Raw genomic sequence first — 17,598 nt, forward strand, 5'->3', positions numbered from 1 at the left:
GCTGCGCACTAGCACAAGGCAGACCGGCATGGAAACGCCGGTCCGCCAACTGGCGAACTGCGGATCAGTGCCGGATCATGCCTGACTGCTCAGACGCGGACGCGAACGTAGGATCCGGGGGCATCCTCGATCGGCTTTAGCTTCTTGCCGCCGGGCTTGCGTGCCGGCACCTCTTCACTGGAGCCGGACCGGATCCATTCGTGCCAGTGCGGCCACCAGGAGCCCGGGGTTTCCTTTGCGCCGGCCACCCAGTCGTCGAACTCTGCATTTTGCGGGCCGTCAGACCAGAATTGGTACTTGCCCGCTGCCGGCGGATTGACGACGCCTGCGATGTGGCCGGATCCGGCCATGACATAGGTGACGTCGCCGCCAAACAGCTTGCCGCCGATATAGGCGGAGCGAGCAGGGGCGATGTGATCTTCCTTGGCCGCAAGATTGTAGATCGGGATCTTGATGTCACCGAGCTTCAGGGTCTTGCCGGCCAGTTCCATGGTGCCCTGCGACAACCTGTTTTCAAGGTAGCAGTTGCGCAGATAATAGGAGTGGTTGGCCGCAGGCATCCGGGTCGCGTCCGAATTCCAGTAGAGCAGGTCGAAGGGCATCGGATCCTTGCCCTTGAGGTAATTGTTGACGACATAGGGCCAGATCAGGTCGGAAGCACGCAGCATGTTGAAGGCCGTGGCCATCTTCGAACCATCGAGATAGCCGTTCTTCTCCATCGCCTGTTCGATGGAGGCAATCTGTGCCTCGTCGACGAAGACCTTGAGATCACCCGCATAGGTGAAGTCGGTCTGCGTGGTGAAGAAGGTGGCGGTGGCAATGCGCGTGTCTTTTTCCTGGGCATGGAGTGCCAGGGTTGCGGCCAGCAGCGTGCCGCCGACGCAATAGCCGATCGCATTGACCTCGCGCTCGCCGGTGGCCTTCTCGATGGTGTCGAGGGCAAAGGAAATGCCTTCGCGGGAGTAGGCTTCCCAGTCCTTCCTGGCATGGCGCTGGTCGGGATTGACCCAGGAAATCACAAACACCGTGTGGCCCTGGTCGACGGCCCACTTTATGAAGGATTTCTTCGGATTGAGATCGAGAATGTAGAACTTGTTGATCCACGGCGGAACGATCAGCAGAGGCCGCTTCAGCACGGTTTCGGTCGAAGGCTCATATTGAATGATCTGGCAGATGTCGTCCTGGGCAATGACCTTGCCGGGCGAGACGGCGACGTTTTCCCCGACCTTGAACTTGGACGCATCGGATTGGCGAAGCCGCAGCTCGCCCTTGCCTGCAGCGATGTCCTCGGCCAGCATGTGCATGCCCTTGACCAGGTTTTCACCGTTCGAGGCAACCATTTCCTTGTAGAGTTCGGGATTGGTTGCGAGGAAATTGGCCGGCGACAGCGCGCTGGTGATCTGGCGAACATAAAACGCCGCCTTGTGGCGGGTATGCTCATCAAGCCCCTCACTCTCGTCAACGAGCTTGTTTGCCCAGTCGGAGGTGATGAAATAGGCGTTCTTCAGGAATTCGAAGAACGGATTGTTTTCCCAGTCGGGATCGGAAAACCGTTTGTCGTTGGTTTTTGGCTTCGGACTTTCGTCTTCGCCCGACATGCGTTTGACGGATTCATTCCACATGCCGAAATAGCTTGTCAGAAGTGATGTTTGGGCCTCGATGGCGCGCTTGGGGTCTGATAGCCAGTATTCGCCGACCTTGGAGAAGGTCTTGACCATGTCGGCCATCGGTTCGGAGACGGTGTCAGAGACTTCGCCCTTTTCACGGGGCTCAATCCAGGCAGACGCGGCCTTGCCCAGCTCTTCGAGCATGCGGGCGACATTTCGGGCAAATGCTTCGGGATTCTTGACAACATAGGCCTCGGCAGATGTTGTGCCGGTATCTGCCTCCTTGTTTTCGGCCGTCGTCTTGCCCTTGTCCACCATGGTGGCGCCTCCTCATTTGTTCCCGAGCTTGCCTCCGGGCCGTCTTCTGCCTTAAATCGGCTTACTTGCTTTGCTTGGATGCCGTTACTGGCATTTATCTTTCCTTGATACGGGCTTTTTTTGTCCATGTCATGACCGCCATTTGGTGGAGACCGGAATATTCGTGATCATGATACCTATTGTCCGCCCGGCGTTTGTTGCCTTGTTCTCTGTGCTGGCGGCAGGATGCCAAACAGCCTCGCTGGAGGATGCGGCGCCGCGTACCGTTCCAGTCGCTCGTGCCGCTGATGGCACGATTGCTGCCGATGGCCTTGTGGACGGGAGCGTGGCTGGTTCCGCTGAAACCTCTTCCGGCAACGCGCCGGCATTGACCGAGGTTCGCAGCAATCCCGGAATTCCGTCGCTGGTTCCCATCGAGCAGAGCGCGCCGGTAGCGACCAGGGAGTTCGTTGCCACGGGCGCCAGCAGAACAGGGCAATATCCGTCATTCGGGACGCAGCCGCGGGCGGCCAACACGCAGTTCTCCGATGCGGACAAACTGGCGGCGGAAGCGGAAATCACCGAGCTGTTGCGCAACCGGGCATCGACGCCGGATGCGCGGGCGCAATACGAGGCGCGGCTGAGGCGATTGCGCGCGCTGGCGGCCAGTCATGGCGATGACATGCAGCAGGAAATCGAGAATTAGAACTTGCGTTTAACTTGGTTTGGACGCAAATCCGTGGCATCAAACGCCATCATTCAGCCCACAATTCCGGGGAATTCCATGGAAGAGTTTCACAAGGTCCGCCGACTTCCGCCTTATGTGTTCGAGCAGGTCAACCGGCTGAAGGCGTCGGCGCGGGCCGGGGGCGCCGACATTATCGATCTCGGGATGGGCAACCCGGACCTGCCGACTCCAACGGCCATTGTCGACAAGTTGTGTGAAGCTGTCAGGGATCCGCGCACCCACCGCTATTCGACGTCGCGGGGCATTCCGGGGCTGCGGAGGGCGCAGGCGAATTATTACCAGAGGCGATTTGGCGTCAAACTCGATCCGGAAACCCAGGTCGTGGCGACACTGGGCTCCAAGGAAGGGTTTGCCAACATGGCGCAGGCGATCACCGCGCCGGGCGACGTGATCCTGTGCCCCAATCCGACCTATCCGATCCATGCTTTCGGCTTCATCATGTCGGGTGGCGTCATCCGCTCGCTCGATGTCGTGCCCGATGAGAGCTTCTTTGCGGCGCTCGAGCGCTCGGTGCGGCATTCGATTCCAAAACCGCTGGCGCTGATCCTGAATTATCCGTCGAACCCGACAAGCCTGGTGGCGACGCTCGATTTCTACAAGGACGTCGTGGCTTTCGCCAAAAAACACGACATCATCATCCTGTCCGACCTGGCCTATGCCGAAATCTATTTCGACGAGACGCCACCGCCTTCGGTTCTCGAGGTTCCCGGTGCGATCGACATTTGCGTCGAGTTCACGTCGATGTCGAAAACCTTTTCGATGCCGGGCTGGCGCATGGGATTCGCGGTGGGCAATGAACGGCTGATTTCCGCGCTCACACGGGTCAAGTCCTATCTCGACTATGGTGCATTCACACCGATCCAGGTGGCGGCTACCGCCGCGCTGAACGGTGATGGCGCCGATATTGCCGAGGTGCGTTCGATCTACAAGCGCCGCCGCGATGTTCTGGTTGAAAGTTTCGGCAAGGCGGGCTGGGATGTGCCGCCACCTCCGGCGACGATGTTTGCCTGGGCGCCGATCCCCGAACAGTTCAAGCAGCTGGGGTCACTGGAATTCTCAAAGCTGCTGGTGGAAAAGGCCGATGTGGCGGTCGCGCCCGGTATCGGGTTTGGCGAACATGGCGACGAACATGTCCGGATTGCGCTGGTTGAGAACGAACATCGCATCCGTCAGGCGGCCCGCAATATCAAGCGTTTCTTCGCAACTGCCGGCAATGGCGGCGGCGACAATGTGGTTTCATTGACCGCCCGGCGTTGACCGCCCGGTCCCTCGCCGGTAAACCCGCCCAGAGTTTCAAAGCTCCGCACTTTCGTTGCGGGCGATCCCATACAGGTGGAATTTTGACATGACTGATGCCCTCAAAATCGGCATTGCAGGACTTGGCACTGTCGGTGCGGCATTGTTTCGAATTGTCACGAGCCGGCACAATATGCTGAGCGAAATCTGCGGACGGGAAATCACGATCACCGCGGTCTGCGCGCGTGACCGTAACCGCGATCGTGGATTGGATCTCGATGGCGTTGCCTGGTTCGATGATCCGGTGGCCATGGCGCGTGATGCAGATATCGACGTTCTGGTGGAACTGATTGGCGGCGAGGGCGATCCGGCACTTGCTGCGGTAACGGCCGCGTTGACCGCGGGACGCCATGTCGTCACCGCCAACAAGGCGATGCTGGCCAGGCATGGCGTCGAACTGGCGCGGCTTGCTGAGGCCAACGGGGTGCTCTTGAACTTCGAAGCGGCGGTAGCCGGTGGCATTCCGGTGATCAAGGCGATGCGGGAATCGCTGACCGGCAATTCGGTGACGCGGATCTACGGTATTCTCAACGGCACCTGCAATTACATCCTGACACGGATGCAGCGCGACAATATGGGCTTTGCCGAGTGTCTCACTGAAGCACAGCGGCTTGGATATGCCGAGGCCGATCCGGCGTTCGATATCGAGGGCAACGACACCGCGCACAAGCTGTCGATCCTTACCAGCCTTGCGTTCGGCACCCAGATCGCGTCGGATGAAGTCTATATCGAGGGCATCACCAACATCTCCATCGATGATATCCACGCCGCCGACGAGCTCGGTTACCGGATCAAGCTGCTTGGCGTGTCACAGCGTACAGCGACCGGTATCGAGCAGCGGGTGCATCCGACCATGGTGCCGAAAGGCTCGATGATCGCGCAGGTCGAAGGTGTGACCAACGCGGTGACCATCGAAGCCGATATTCTCGGCGAACTGATGCTTTCAGGCCCAGGCGCGGGTGGCGACGCCACGGCATCGGCCGTGCTGGGCGATATCGCCGATATTGCCAAGAGCCGGCCCGGACACCAGCACGCACCGGCGCTCGGGCGGCCTGCCGACAAGCTCGAGCCTTATACGCGGGCCCAGATCCAGAGCCATGAAGGTGGCTATTTCATCTCGTTGAAGGTCGACGACCGGGCTGGCGTGTTTGCCTCGATTGCCCTGTCGATGGCGAAGAACGACATTTCGCTGGAATCGATTGTCCAGCGTGCGCGGCCATCGGGAACCGAAGCCGGACCGCAGACGGTCATTCTGGTAACGCACGCGACCACGGAGTCGCGGGTGCGCGCCGCCGTTGACGCCATCAAGAGCGAGGGCTACCTCTCGGGTGAGCCGCAGGTGATCCGGATTGAACGGACACGCGACAATTGATCACCAGGCAAATCCGGTTTTCGGACCCTGCCGGTCCGGACCGGGCGGGAGATCGCGCAACGCCTAATCGATTTAGTTTGGGTTCAGGCCAAATTCCTGAATAAACTACGGCTTTTGTTGCTGTTTTCACATTGCGTTGCATGCTTTGAAGGCTGTATGAGCGGCCAAACGACATACCCTGGGGGATATTAGGCCATGACAGGCACACCAACAGAAGCAAGTGGTCTGGACCGGATACTCACGCTGGAAATTGCGCGGGTCACCGAGCGTGCGGCAGTGGCCGCAGCCCGGCTTCGCGGTCGGGGCGACGAGATGGCGGCAGACCAGGTTGCAGTTGACGCCATGCGGCAGGAACTCAACCGGCTGCCGATCGATGGCACTGTCGTGATCGGCGAAGGCGAACGCGACGAAGCCCCGATGCTCTATATCGGCGAGGAAGTGGGCACCCGCGACGGCGCCAAGGTCGACATTGCACTTGACCCGCTCGAAGGCACCACGATCTGCGCCAAGAACCTGCCGAACTCGCTGGCTGTGATTGCATTCGCGGAAAAAGGCAGCCTGCTTTACGCGCCCGACGTCTACATGGAAAAGATCGCCATTGGCCCGGGATACCCGGCCAACACCGTGGCGCTCGACGCGACGCCGACCGAGAACATTCACGCCATGGCCCGTGCCAAGGGTGTGGCTGTGGGTCAGATAACCGCCTGCATTCTCGATCGCCCGCGGCATGCCCGCATGATCGAGGAAGTCCGGGCCACGGGCGCTGCCATCCGGCTGATTGGCGATGGCGACGTTGCCGGTGTCATCCATACGACGGATCCGGAGGAAACCGGCATCGACATTTATATGGGCATTGGCGGAGCGCCGGAAGGTGTGCTGGCAGCTGCAGCACTGCGGTGCATTGGCGGCCAGATGCAGGGCCGGCTCCAGCTCAACACCGATGAAAAGGTGGCCCGCGCCGCCAAGATGGGGATCTCCGATCCCAACAAGATCTACACGATGGAAGAAATGGCCCGGGGCGATGTGTTGTTTGCGGCCACCGGCGTGACCGACGGCAACCTGCTGCAGGGCGTTCGGTTTACCCGCGATGCCATCGTCACCCATACCATCGTGATGCGGTCGTCCTCGCGCACCGTGCGCGAAATCAAGGCGCGCCACCAGGATCTCGCCAAATTCGACTAGACGGCGGTTTTCTGCCCGCCGCCAGATCGTGAATTCGACTTCGCCCCGTTTTCCCCGGAAGCCGGGGCGAATTTGTTTTGGCAGGAACTGTCCCCGACAATCGCGCGTGTGCTTTGCCGCATCGTTCGGTTTGCGCTATGAGCAGTCTCTGAAAGCACCGTCAGGGCGGTGCGCCTGCAACAGGTTGGTGAGTGAATGACAGGCAACGGCGCATCAGACCGGGCGTTTCTCGGGGTAGAAGAGTCCCTGTCCGGCCAGAAATGGGTGTCACGGCTGGACATGGCTGGCGAGAACAAGGCGATCTCGATCGCGCAGATGACAGGACTGCCGGATGTCATTGCCCGCGTGCTGGCGGGCCGTGACGTGGCCATGGGGGATGCCAAGGCCTTTCTCGACCCGACGATCAAGTCGCTGATGCCCGACCCATCGCGGCTGACCGATTGCGACAAGGCCGCGGAGCGGATTGTACTGGCGATCTCGCGCGGCGAGAGGGTGGCGATTTTCGGGGACTATGATGTCGACGGTGCCGCATCCTCGGCACTGATGCAGCGGTTTCTCAGCCATTTCGGCGTCGTCAGCGAGATTTACATTCCCGACCGGATCTTCGAGGGCTACGGCCCCAATCCCACGGCCATCGGCGAGCTGATCGATCGTGGCGCAAAGCTGATCATCACGGTCGATTGCGGATCGACGAGTCATGAATCTCTCGAAGAGGCCGCCCGTCGCGGAATCGACGTGGTGGTGATCGACCACCACCAGGTGTCCAGCGAATTGCCTGTCGCCAAGGCTCTGGTCAATCCCAACCGCGAGGACGATCTGTCGGGCCTGGGGCATCTGTGTGCCTGTGGCGTGGTGTTCATGGTGCTGGCCGGGACATTGCGGCTGCTGCGCGGCAAGGGCGACGCCCGGGCCGCCGGTTTCGATCTTCTGAGTTGCCTGGATCTTGTTGCCCTGGCAACGGTCTGTGACGTGGTGCCGCTCAAGGGGCTCAACCGTGCCTTCGTGGTCAAGGGCCTTCTGGCGGCGCGGAGCATGGGCAATGTCGGGCTGGCGGCCCTTGCCCAGCGCGCCGGCGTCAACGGGCCGATTACGCCCTATCATCTGGGCTTCCTGATCGGTCCACGGATCAATGCCGGAGGCCGCATCGGTGATGCGGCGCTCGGCAGCCGCCTGCTGACGCTCGAAGACCGGGACGAAGCTGCAGCGATTGCCGAGCGGCTAGAGGAGCTGAACCGCGAACGCCAGGCCATTGAAGCCGCCATGCTGGAGGAAGCCGATGCTGAAGCCGCGGTCGAAATGGCCAGCGGCGACGGGCCTGCAGTCATCGTGACAGAGCGGCAGGGCTGGCATCCGGGCGTCGTTGGCCTGCTGGCCTCCAGGCTGAAGGAACGCTACCGGCGGCCGGCCTTTGCGATTGCCTTTGACGGCAATGGCAAGGGGACCGGATCGGGCCGGTCGGTGCCAGGCGTCGATATCGGCCGGCTGGTGCGCAAGGCTGTCGATGCGGGGCTTCTGGTCAAGGGGGGCGGGCATGCAATGGCGGCGGGATTGACGGTCGAGCAAAACCGGCTCGGCGAGCTGCGCGCCTTTTTTGAAGACAATGCGGCGGAAGCTGTGGCCGGTTTGACGCTGGCGCACCGGCTGAAGATTGACGGTGCGATCTCGGCCTCGGGCGCGACGCTCGACATGGTCGACATGATCGAGCGCGCCGGTCCCTATGGCGCGGGACATCCGCAGCCGGTTTTTGCCGTGCCTGCGCACACGCTCAAGGATGCGCGTGTTGTCGGCCAGAATCACATCAAGCTGTCATTTGCCGGACCTGATGGCGGCAGGCTCAACGGAATTGCATTCCGCGCCGCCGATACAGAAATGGGCGCCGCGCTGCTTGGTGGACGCGGCCAGGCGTTTCACATCGCCGGGTCGCTGTCTGCGGATTACTGGCAGGGCGTCCGGCGGGTTCAGATCCGTGTCATCGACGCGGCCGTGGCGCGTTAGGCAACCGCTCTTCCAGTCAGCGCGGGCATGGCTCCGAATACCTCAATGCCATCGCCATTGCGGGCAGGCTTCAGAGCCGGTCCTCTTGAAATGAGATCGTCGGATCGTAGGGATTTGGCAACCCGGCAAGGAGCGTGCGGTGAAGCGGTGCGAGCACCGTCAGCCATGCGCGGCATCATTTGAAATCGCGCTCAAACACCGAAGCGTTGCGCTTGTCCAAACCTTGAATTTCAAATGAGAAAATCAAGCGAAGTGCTTGATAACAGTGGTACGCCCTAGGGGAGTCGAACCCCTCTTTCCAGAATGAAAATCTGGCGTCCTAACCGATAGACGAAGGGCGCGTAACACTGTGGGCGTCTTATAGTCAGACGATTTTAGGACCGCAAGCGGATAATTGGTGTTGCAGACAAAAAAATGACGTCCCGGTGAAGATTTTTTTGTTGCCACGGAAACGCGCCTGTCAAACAGCGCCAGACACGGCTGTGACCGTTGCCAGATTACTTGCGGCGGCGGCAGCGCCAGTTCCAGTCACGGGTGTTGCCGATGTCGATGTGGACCGATTCCGTATGACAATAAGTGCCGACACCGCCACGGCCAGGCATGGAGCGGAGATATTTCGCCAGTTGCCATTTCGATACACCCTCGATCTGGATATCGGCGGCTTCACAGGAGGTGTGACGTGATCCGGATGCACCGCCGACTCGCCGGTTGTGCTTCGGACTGCGATATCCCGAGGTTACCACCAGTGGGCGTCCATAATGGCGCTCGATGGCCTTGAGCGTGCGTACCAGCTGGGGCTTGAAACAGTTGACTTCGACCTTGTCTGTCTGAAGATGCAATCCGTTGGGCGCGAGACGCGCCAGACCGGCAGCGGAGGCCAGTTGAATCTGACCCGAATCGGAATTTGCGGAACTGTTGTCCGAATCGCCGCCGAACATAGAGGCCACCTTGACGCCGGGCAGGGCATTGCCGCCGGCAGAGGCTACGGTGACCGGAGCGGTCTTTGGTTTTGCCACGCGTTTTGTGGTCCCGCTGGGCGCATTCCGTGCAGAGGTCTTTTGCGGTGCGAACATGCGCGCGAAAATCGACTTCTTCTTCGGTGGCGCGACCACGGCCAGTTCCTGAACCTGTGGATGGACTTCGCTCAGACCCGAATCCGGGCTGATCGATGTCAGTTCCTCAGTGGCCGGTTGAGGCGTCGTCCCGGTTTGAGACGGTGTGTCCGGCTGGACCGTAACAGTGGCTGCAGCCGCCGGCGTGCCATACAGATTGGCAATCGGCTGGGCAGGCTGGCTCTGGGTAATGCCGCGGTTGAGGGCGTCGACAGCGGTCTCGGCCATCACGACAGGCTGGCCAGAGGCGAATTCGTTCTGCGCCACCGCGGGCATTCGCGTGGATGCATCGGCTGCATTCGGGGATGGTACCGGCAGCGGAACGCCGGACGCGGTTTCCGCCGTACTTTCCTCGCCCATCGCCATCTCCGATGACGGGTCAACATAGGCGCTGTCGTCGGTGATTCCGGGAGTGCCCGGAGCGAATCCCTGGCTTTCAAAGATCGAGGGATCGGCGACTGACACGCACCCGCTGAGGAATGCTGCCGCACCGGTCAACAGCAAAGCCCGCGTTGTATTGCGTCCATTGCCTGCTTTGTTTCCGCCAATCTGCAAACTCTGGAGCCCCCGGTATCTTGCAACGGCAGACCCGAAGGTCCTGAAAGGATGCCTACTCATTTGCGGCGTTTTTGTAAACGAACAAAGCCGCCGTCCTGAGTACGCAAATCGGCATACTGGTCAAAATCCATGCGATGCTTGGTAAATAAGGCAAAAGCATGGCCCTATCCGTAGGTTAGGCGGCTTCCGTTGTGTGAGCCTTGCGCTGCGATGGCCCGGTCAAGAAATGTCCGGGCCCGTCGCGCAGTGCCTACCAGGTGCCGGTGTTTTTCATCGACAGCCAGGGCTCGACCGGCTCGAGGGGATCGCCTTTCTGCAGAAGCTCGATTGAGATCCCGTCGGGAGAGCGGACAAATGCCATGTGGCCGTCGCGGGGAGGGCGGTTGATGATGACGCCATTGTCGAGCAGCGACTGGCACAGCTCGTGTATGTTGTCGACAACGTAAGCCAGGTGGCCGAAATTCCGGCCGCTGTCATACTCCTGCGGGTCCCAGTTGTAGGTCAGTTCGAGCAATGGTGCCTGATCGGCCAATGCCCGTTCCTTGTCTTCCGGGGCAGCGAGAAAGATCAGCGTGAACCGGCCTGCCTCGCTCTCGTGGCGACGGATTTCCACAAGTCCCAATTTGTTGCAGTAGAAGTCGAGCGATGCATCGACGTCGGTGACGCGGACCATCGTGTGCAGATAACGCATTGGCTTTACCTCATGATTCTTGATGGACTTAACGATAGGCGGAAACGTCTGCGAGGCAATGGCAGCGCGATAGAAGGGGATGAATCAACAAGTTTTCCGGCAGGGCTTGCACTGGCCTCGCAATACAATGTTAATGTTTTGATCAAGAATCACTTCATTTGCTTGTGGCGCGTATTGGAGAGGCATCCGGATGGGGGAAAGGTCCTCAGAAAAGAACCAGGTTGATGCGGAAGCACTTGGAGACGCCGTTGATCTCATGGAGATCACAGGGGTTATAAAGTGGTTCGACGTCGCCAAGGGGTTTGGTTTCATCATTCCAGACAATGGAATGGAAGATGTGCTGCTGCATGTGACATGCCTGCGGCGTGACGGTTACCAGACCGTTCTGGAAGGCACCCGCGTGGTTTGCGAGATCCAGAAGAAAGAGCGCGGATACCAGACCTTCCGGATCCTCTCGATGGATACCTCAACCGCCGTTCACCCGTCGCAATTGCCGCCGGTGCGCACGCATGTACAGGTCAAGCCTTCGAGCGGACTTGAGCGGGCGATCGTCAAGTGGTTCAACCGCACCAAGGGCTTTGGCTTCCTGACGCGTGGCGAGGGAACCGAAGACATCTTCATCCATATGGAGACGCTCAGGCGGTACGGCCTGGCTGAACTGCGGCCGGGGCAGGTGGTCCTGGTGCGCTTCGGCGATGGCGACAAGGGCCTGATGGCTGCCGAAATCCATCCGGATATCGATTCGCCGATCCCCAATTCCCACTGACCGGGCGATGCGCATCTTCAAGCGATCCGCTTTCTTTGCCATTGTTGCGCTGATTGTTGCCATTCCGGCGCTGGCCATGGCGGCGCAATTGCCGACTGATTCCGAGCGTCTTGTCATCGAGACAGAGGATGGACCGGTTTCTTTCAGCGTGGAACTGGCGCTGACGCCGGAGGACCGGGCCAGCGGGTTGATGAACCGTCAGGACATGCCTGAAGACCATGGAATGCTGTTCAAATTCGAACAGGCCCGTCAGGTTCTGATGTGGATGAAGAACACGCCACTGCCGCTTGATATGATCTTCATCGATTCGGATGGAACGATCGCAAGGATTGCCAAGGATACGACACCTTTTTCCGAAACAATCATCCCGTCCGTCGCGCCGGTTCGCTATGTGCTGGAATTGAATGGCGGAACGGCGACGAAGCGGGGTATTTCGGTGGGCAATAAAGTGCGCCACCGGGTGATTGGCAAATGAATTGCCCGCAAGACAGAATAAGTCACGATTTGGAGTTGCGGGCCATGGCGTTCCGGTGTATCCGGATCACGCCTTAGGCATCGGAGCGTAGCGCAGCCTGGTAGCGCATCTGGTTTGGGACCAGAGGGTCGGGAGTTCGAATCTCTCCGCTCCGACCACTTTTTCAGCGTCCGGCTTCGGGCGTTAAGCAGCAGGGCGCCGCAATCCGCCTTTCGGGCGGAAGCCGCCATGAAGAGGGATTGGGACATGACTGCGAAAATCTATCGTCCCGCAAAGACTGCCATGCAATCCGGCAAGGCCAAGAGCCACGACTGGGTTCTGGAATTCGAGCAGGAAAAGCCTCGCAGCATTGACCCCATGATGGGCTACACATCTTCGGCCGACATGAAGAGCCAGATCCGCATGACATTTGAAACGCGCGAAGCGGCGATTGCCTATGCCACGCGCAACGGAGTTGCCTTCCGGGTTTACGAACCCAAGGAAAGCAAGCGCCGCCGGGTGGCTTACTCCGACAATTTCCGTTTCGATCGCCGTCAGCCTTGGACCCACTAAAATTTCCGTGGTTTGCCCGCACCATCAAGGCAAAGCGCTGCCGGCCCCTTAGCTCAGCTGGATAGAGCACCGGCCTTCTAAGCCGACGGTCGCAGGTTCGAATCCTGCAGGGGTCGCCAATCAAATATCCGGTGTTTTTTCCTTCGACAGGATCGCCGCTTTCGGCAGCCACAAATATTGCCTGGGCTCCTGTTGAATTTTATGCTTTTCGCAAATGCCCCATAAGTGTCCTTGTATGATACGGTGCGTAGGCAGCGATTAGTAAATTAGAGAACAATCCGATTCGAAAGTGACAAAATGCTGGTAACGGAAACCGCTTTACATCTGGGCTCTGAACTTGAGCGCGCCGTCAACCGGATGGACTTTTTCCGTTTGTTCAAATCCCTGGCCGGAAGCAACGGCTTTTCATATTTCGGCATAACCGAAATTGGCGGAGAAGAGCATGGACTGAATTTTCAGCATGTTCATGCGCTGCATAATTTTCCCGTGGCTTGGTTCGCAGACCCGAAGGAACAGGTGATCGGCAGTGCCGATCCGGTCGCGCAATACCTGCAGAAGGCATCCGCACCGCACCTGATGGACATCCGGCAGGCGTCATCTGACGTGTTGTTGTCGAGCGGTGCCGATTCGGCTGTCATTGTGCCGCTGCATGCGGCAACGGGCAAACGCTATGGTCTGATCATGGTCGGTGGCGACGCCAGTGAGGATCACCGGGCGCTGGCGCTGATCGCACTTGATGCCGCCCTGATCTTCCAGCGCTATTTTGAAGTGATCCTGTCGCTGGATTCCATCAGCGGCCTCAGTGACCGGGAAATCCAGATTGTCCGCTGGACGTCCGAGGGAAAGACATCAGCCGAAATTGCCATTATTCTTGGTTTGTCCGAGCACACCGTCAATTCGTATATTGCGGCCGTTTTGCGCAAGCTGCACGTGGTCAACCGGGCGCAGATGGTGGCGTCCGCCATCCGCAGCGGCCTGATAGCATAATTGGTCGGGAGGCCTTCCATGAGCACAACACAGGACCGCAAGCATTTGAGGGTTTTGCTGATTGACGATGATCCGGCCGAACACATCCTGCTGCAGCGAAAGCTGAAGAAGGCCAGCGAAACATCCATCGAGCTTGATTACGTCGGCGATATCGGCGGAGCCGTCGATATCGTCAAGGCAGGCGGGGTGGACATGGTGTTTCTGGACAACCGGCTTGTGCCCAACAATGATTTTCGTGAAACCGCGCCGCAATTGCGCGAGGCGGGCTTTATCGGGCCGATCGGGATCATTTCATCGGATATCAGCGGCAAGTATTTTGAGGAGTTCCGGGATTACGGTGTCGATTTCAAGATCGGCAAGGACGAGATCGACGCTACGGTAATCAGCTTCATCGTGGCGGAATATACCCGCGACCAACTGTCGGATACCTGTTCCGAAGATTACCTGTGAGCCTGTCTTGCCGGCTGCACATGGATTGCTAGCCTGATGCAGCTGTCGCCTGAAAACATGCTCAAGGCGTTGTACGACACGCTGCCGGATCCGGTGCTGGTCGTTGATGCCAGACGGCGTGTCTTGACGGTCAATCCCGCTGCAATAGAGAAGTTTGGCTATAGCCGTGAGGAGTTTGTCGGGATGAATGCTGCGGGCCTTTATGCCTCCAGCAAGGATGCCGAGGACGTCGGCAATGTTCTTTATCCGTTGAGCCGGGAAGCCAAGCCGATCCACCGGCGTCTCGAGCTCCGGCGCAAGGATGGCAGTGTTTTTCCAAGTGAACTGACCGTCAGCAGGATTGAAACTGCGGAAGGCGAAGCCTTTGCGTCGGTCGCGCTGGTTCGTGATCTCAGCGAGATCTATAGGGCGCAGGAAGAGCGGTTGCGTGCCGAAACGATTCTCAACACAGCGCTTGATACGATCTCTGAAGGTTTTGCCGTCTACGACGACCAGGACCGCCTGATGTTGTGCAATGATGCCTATCGGGAGATTTACTCGCTGTCCGCTCCGGCGATCAAGGTCGGGAACACCTTTGAATCGGTTATCCGCTACGGCCTGGAGCATGGGCAGTATCCGGATGCCGGTGACACGCCCGAAGCACAGGAGGACTGGCTTCGCAAGAGGATCGAGCAGCATGACCGGCCGGGCGAACCTTTCGTCCAGCATATCAGTCCGGACAGAACGATGCTGGTTGAAGAGCGCGTCACCAACGAGAATTTTCGGGTCGGTGTCCGGACAGACGTCACCGCGCTGAGCAAGATAAAGTCCGAGGCCGAACAGCTCGGCCTGATCATCGAAGGGGTGGAGCAGGAAGTCTATCTGGCCAGCCTGACAGACGGAAAAATCATCAGTGCCAACAGAGCCGCCCGCGACAACCTGCAATACAGCATGGACGAATTGCGCGGGCTTTCGCCGCGTGAATTCAACGTCGGCTTGACTGAAGATGAAATCAACGAAGTCATAGCCCCGATCCTGTCAGGTGATAGCAAGGTCCATGTCTTTGACACTCACCACCGGCGCAAGGATGGCAGCACCTACATGTGCAGGGTTCGCCTGGAGCGGCTGGCTGACGCAGCGGAGCCGGTTGCCCTGGCCTTTGTCGAAGACATTACCGAGCGGGTGGAGATCGAGCGCGCACTGGAGCGGAAAGAGCACGAGTTCACCACACTGGTGCAAAACCTTCCCGATTTCATCACGCGGGCGAAGCCGGATACCACCCTGACATATGTCAATGAGAACTACGCCCGTTTTGTCGGTCTCTCGGTCGATGAGATGATCGGGCGGAAGTTTCTCGACTTCGTGCCCGAAAGCCACAGGCAGGAATTGAGGGTTCACCTGTCCAGCCTTTCCCCGGGCAAGCCTTTGAAGACGAGCGAACAGGCACTGGTGAATCCCGCCGGCGAGGAAATCTGGTACCAGTGGTCAAACCTGATGGTGTTCGATAACGGCGAGCCGGTGGAGCTGGTTTCGGTCGGCCGCGACATATCCGAGATCCGCGACGCCCAGACGAGGATCGCAAGTCAGTCCCGTGCGCTTGAATTGCGCAACGACGCGCTCGAACAGTTCAGCGGTATCGTATCGCACGACCTCAAGGCGCCGCTTCGGCAGATACGGCTGTTTGCCGACATGATCGCCGAGGATGTGGGTGCCGGCAAGACTGAAGACCTGACCATGTTCTCTGGCTATATCTCCGAGCGCAGTGACTCGATGGACCGGATGATCAACAGCCTGCTCGCCTATTCCCAATTGGCCTATCAGCGGATCAATCCGGAAACCATCCGGCTGTCGGACGCGGTGAGTGCCGCTTGGGAAAACCTTGCGGTCAATGCGCTGGAGGCCGGGGCCGAACTGATTTTCGACGCGGACATCGCGGTGCAGGCCGATCTGCATCTGCTGACGCAGCTGTTTCAGAACCTGTTTGCGAATTCGATCAAGTACCGCCAGCAGGGAGAGCCTGCCGTGATCCGTGTGACCGGACGTGCCGATGAGGATGGGGTGACAATCGTTGTCGAGGACAATGGCATCGGCGTCGACCCGGCACAGTCAGAGCGGATTTTCGGTGTGTTTCAGCGGCTGCATATGGATGAAAAACTCTATTCGGGAACAGGCATAGGCCTGGCCCTGTGCCGCCGGATTGCCGAGAGCCACGACGGACGCATCGTGCTCGATACGTCCTGCGAGAGAGGCACGCGATTCATCGTCACGCTCCCGGCATAAAAGGTCAGAAATTTCTGTCCGGCGGTTTGAGGGCGGTTAGGCCGATTTGGCGGCGGCGAGCCCGCGTTCGATGTCGGGCATCAGGTCTTCCACATCTTCCAGTCCGATCTGAAGCCGGATGACCGGGCCTTCCCTTGGCGGAAGTGCTACCGTTCTGTCGGAGAGATTGGCGTGGACGGCGAGGCTTTCATAGCCGCCCCAGGAATAGCCCAGGCCAAAAATCTCCAAGGCATCGAGGAATGCATGCGCCTTGGCTTCATGGCGGCTGGCATCGGCCACATCGAGCACGATCGAGAAAATGCCCGAGGAGCCACAGAAATCGCGCTTCCACAAATCATGCCCGGGAAAGCTTTCAAGCGCGGGATGCAGGACCCTTGCCACGCCCTGCATGTCTTCGAGTGCCCGGGCGATTGCCAGTGCGCTTTCCTGATGCCGTGCCAGCCTTACCCCCATGGTGCGCAATCCGCGCAGGGTCATGTAGCTGTCGTCCGGACTGGCGCAGACACCGAGCATGGTGAAGGCTTTCCAGACGGCGGGCCAGGCCTGCTTGTTGGCCGATACCGTGCCGATCAGGATGTCTGAATGGCCGGCGGGGTATTTGGTGGCAGCATGAATGGAAATGTCGACCCCATGATCCAGTGGCTTGAAATACAGCGGTGTCGCCCAGGTGTTGTCCATCGAGACCAGCGCGCCGTGGGCATGGGCCACTTCGGCTATGGCCGGGATATCCTGCATCTCGAACGTGTTGGAGCCCGGGGCTTCGGTGTGGACAAGCTTGGTGTTGGGACGCATCAGGCTTTCGATGCCGGCGCCGATGGACGGGTCATAATAGGTGGTTTCGATGCCGAAACCCGCCAGCATGCCGGTACAGAAGTTCCGCGTTGGCCCGTAAACAGAATCAACCACGAGCACGTGATCGCCAGCGCTCAGCACGCCGAGGAATGGCACGGTAATGGCTGCAAGGCCCGAGGGAACCGCAATCGTCCCTTCCGAGCCTTCCAGTTCATTCATGGCCGCATTCAGGGCATCGGTGGTCGGGGTGCCGTAGGTGCCATAGGTGTATTTCTGATTGCGCGAGACCATGGTGGCCGAATCGGGAAACAATACGGTCGATGCGTGCACAACAGGTGGATTGACGAAGCCATGGAAACTCCGCGGATCATGGCCCGAATGCGCCAGCCGCGTGTTGATGCCTGCCTTCGATGTGTTGGATGTGTTGCTCATACTTGACCCGTTTTCTGGATTTGCATT

At 59.3% G+C, this 17,598-nt stretch carries 15 protein-coding genes and 3 tRNA genes; 13 read left to right on the top strand and 5 right to left on the bottom strand.

The annotated features are described in order from the left end of the window. Nucleotides 1–89 precede the first annotated feature (89 nt). Nucleotides 90–1,925 carry a class I poly(R)-hydroxyalkanoic acid synthase gene (phaC, locus tag WNY80_RS03890; RefSeq protein WP_342886015.1) on the bottom strand — a complete coding sequence of 612 codons (1,836 nt, stop codon included), beginning with the start codon at nt 1,923–1,925 and terminating at the stop codon, nt 90–92. 163 nt (nt 1,926–2,088) lie between these two features. Between phaC and WNY80_RS03895 the strand changes: the two genes are divergently transcribed. The 5 genes from WNY80_RS03895 (at nt 2,089) to recJ (ending at nt 8,497) form a co-directional block, all read left to right on the top strand. Continuing rightward, nucleotides 2,089–2,610 carry a hypothetical protein gene (locus WNY80_RS03895; RefSeq protein ID WP_342886016.1) on the top strand — a complete coding sequence of 174 codons (522 nt, stop codon included), beginning with the start codon at nt 2,089–2,091 and terminating at the stop codon, nt 2,608–2,610. A 78-nt stretch (nt 2,611–2,688) separates the two neighbouring features. Next, on the top strand, nt 2,689–3,909 hold the full coding sequence (locus WNY80_RS03900) for an LL-diaminopimelate aminotransferase (protein ID WP_342886017.1): 1,221 nt from the start codon (nt 2,689–2,691) through the stop codon (nt 3,907–3,909). Between the two features lie 88 nt (nt 3,910–3,997). Then, a complete protein-coding gene (locus WNY80_RS03905; RefSeq protein WP_342886018.1) occupies nt 3,998–5,320 on the top strand; it encodes a homoserine dehydrogenase in 1,323 nt (440 codons plus the stop codon). 195 nt (nt 5,321–5,515) lie between these two features. Then, nucleotides 5,516–6,502, top strand: coding sequence for a class II fructose-bisphosphatase (glpX, locus tag WNY80_RS03910; RefSeq protein WP_342886019.1), 987 nt, complete (start codon nt 5,516–5,518; stop codon nt 6,500–6,502). A 195-nt stretch (nt 6,503–6,697) separates the two neighbouring features. Beyond that, complete coding sequence (gene recJ / locus WNY80_RS03915) at nt 6,698–8,497, top strand: single-stranded-DNA-specific exonuclease RecJ (protein WP_342886020.1); 1,800 nt, start codon at nt 6,698–6,700, stop codon at nt 8,495–8,497. A 266-nt stretch (nt 8,498–8,763) separates the two neighbouring features. On the opposite strand, the gene WNY80_RS03920 is transcribed toward recJ, so the two are convergent. From WNY80_RS03920 to WNY80_RS03930, 3 genes are all read right to left on the bottom strand, one after another. After that, a tRNA-Glu gene (locus WNY80_RS03920) sits at nt 8,764–8,838 on the bottom strand. 156 nt (nt 8,839–8,994) lie between these two features. Next, nucleotides 8,995–10,074, bottom strand: coding sequence for a D-Ala-D-Ala carboxypeptidase family metallohydrolase (locus tag WNY80_RS03925; protein WP_342886021.1), 1,080 nt, complete (start codon nt 10,072–10,074; stop codon nt 8,995–8,997). A 343-nt stretch (nt 10,075–10,417) separates the two neighbouring features. Then, nucleotides 10,418–10,858, bottom strand: a complete 441-nt coding sequence (locus WNY80_RS03930; RefSeq protein ID WP_342886022.1) for a VOC family protein — start codon at nt 10,856–10,858, stop codon at nt 10,418–10,420. 190 nt (nt 10,859–11,048) lie between these two features. Here WNY80_RS03930 and WNY80_RS03935 point away from each other — a divergent pair, with 190 nt between their 5' ends. From WNY80_RS03935 to WNY80_RS03970, 8 genes are all read left to right on the top strand, one after another. After that, entirely contained in the window at nt 11,049–11,624 is a 576-nt protein-coding gene (locus tag WNY80_RS03935) for a cold-shock protein (RefSeq protein WP_342886023.1), read from the top strand. A 7-nt stretch (nt 11,625–11,631) separates the two neighbouring features. Further along, the gene (locus WNY80_RS03940; RefSeq protein ID WP_342886024.1) at nt 11,632–12,099 is read left to right on the top strand and encodes a DUF192 domain-containing protein; all 468 of its coding nucleotides are present in this window, start codon (nt 11,632–11,634) and stop codon (nt 12,097–12,099) included. 81 nt (nt 12,100–12,180) lie between these two features. Continuing rightward, a tRNA-Pro gene (locus tag WNY80_RS03945) sits at nt 12,181–12,257 on the top strand. An 88-nt stretch (nt 12,258–12,345) separates the two neighbouring features. Continuing rightward, complete coding sequence (locus WNY80_RS03950) at nt 12,346–12,651, top strand: ETC complex I subunit (RefSeq protein WP_342886025.1); 306 nt, start codon at nt 12,346–12,348, stop codon at nt 12,649–12,651. Nucleotides 12,652–12,693: 42 nt separating this feature from the next. After that, nucleotides 12,694–12,770, top strand: a tRNA-Arg gene (locus WNY80_RS03955). A gap of 238 nt (nt 12,771–13,008) precedes the next feature. Further along, entirely contained in the window at nt 13,009–13,638 is a 630-nt protein-coding gene (locus WNY80_RS03960; RefSeq protein ID WP_342886305.1) for a helix-turn-helix transcriptional regulator, read from the top strand. A gap of 18 nt (nt 13,639–13,656) precedes the next feature. Further along, the gene (locus WNY80_RS03965; protein WP_342886026.1) at nt 13,657–14,088 is read left to right on the top strand and encodes a response regulator; all 432 of its coding nucleotides are present in this window, start codon (nt 13,657–13,659) and stop codon (nt 14,086–14,088) included. A gap of 36 nt (nt 14,089–14,124) precedes the next feature. Next, nucleotides 14,125–16,347, top strand: a complete 2,223-nt coding sequence (locus WNY80_RS03970) for a PAS domain S-box protein (RefSeq protein ID WP_342886027.1) — start codon at nt 14,125–14,127, stop codon at nt 16,345–16,347. Nucleotides 16,348–16,383: 36 nt separating this feature from the next. Here the strand turns inward: WNY80_RS03970 and WNY80_RS03975 are convergent, their stop codons facing one another. Next, nucleotides 16,384–17,571, bottom strand: a complete 1,188-nt coding sequence (locus WNY80_RS03975) for a cystathionine beta-lyase (protein WP_342886028.1) — start codon at nt 17,569–17,571, stop codon at nt 16,384–16,386. Nucleotides 17,572–17,598: the final 27 nt, after the last annotated feature.

It is taken from the genome of Hoeflea sp. AS16, assembly GCF_038900095.1.
Taxonomy (GTDB): Bacteria; Pseudomonadota; Alphaproteobacteria; order Rhizobiales; family Rhizobiaceae; genus Hoeflea.

Bases quoted from the DNA above. Each gene is read 5' to 3' on its own strand.
- WNY80_RS03960 (WP_342886305.1), top strand. From the start codon at position 13,009: ATGGACTTTTTCCGTTTGTTCAAATCCCTGGCCGGAAGCAACGGCTTT.
- WNY80_RS03965 (WP_342886026.1), top strand. From the start codon at position 13,657: ATGAGCACAACACAGGACCGCAAGCATTTGAGGGTTTTGCTGATTGAC.
- WNY80_RS03940 (WP_342886024.1), top strand. From the start codon at position 11,632: ATGCGCATCTTCAAGCGATCCGCTTTCTTTGCCATTGTTGCGCTGATT.
- WNY80_RS03950 (WP_342886025.1), top strand. From the start codon at position 12,346: ATGACTGCGAAAATCTATCGTCCCGCAAAGACTGCCATGCAATCCGGC.
- WNY80_RS03935 (WP_342886023.1), top strand. From the start codon at position 11,049: ATGGGGGAAAGGTCCTCAGAAAAGAACCAGGTTGATGCGGAAGCACTT.
- WNY80_RS03900 (WP_342886017.1), top strand. From the start codon at position 2,689: ATGGAAGAGTTTCACAAGGTCCGCCGACTTCCGCCTTATGTGTTCGAG.
- WNY80_RS03975 (WP_342886028.1), bottom strand. From the start codon at position 17,571: ATGAGCAACACATCCAACACATCGAAGGCAGGCATCAACACGCGGCTG.
- glpX (WP_342886019.1), top strand. From the start codon at position 5,516: ATGACAGGCACACCAACAGAAGCAAGTGGTCTGGACCGGATACTCACG.
- recJ (WP_342886020.1), top strand. From the start codon at position 6,698: ATGACAGGCAACGGCGCATCAGACCGGGCGTTTCTCGGGGTAGAAGAG.
- WNY80_RS03905 (WP_342886018.1), top strand. From the start codon at position 3,998: ATGACTGATGCCCTCAAAATCGGCATTGCAGGACTTGGCACTGTCGGT.
- WNY80_RS03930 (WP_342886022.1), bottom strand. From the start codon at position 10,858: ATGCGTTATCTGCACACGATGGTCCGCGTCACCGACGTCGATGCATCG.
- WNY80_RS03970 (WP_342886027.1), top strand. From the start codon at position 14,125: ATGCAGCTGTCGCCTGAAAACATGCTCAAGGCGTTGTACGACACGCTG.
- phaC (WP_342886015.1), bottom strand. From the start codon at position 1,925: ATGGTGGACAAGGGCAAGACGACGGCCGAAAACAAGGAGGCAGATACC.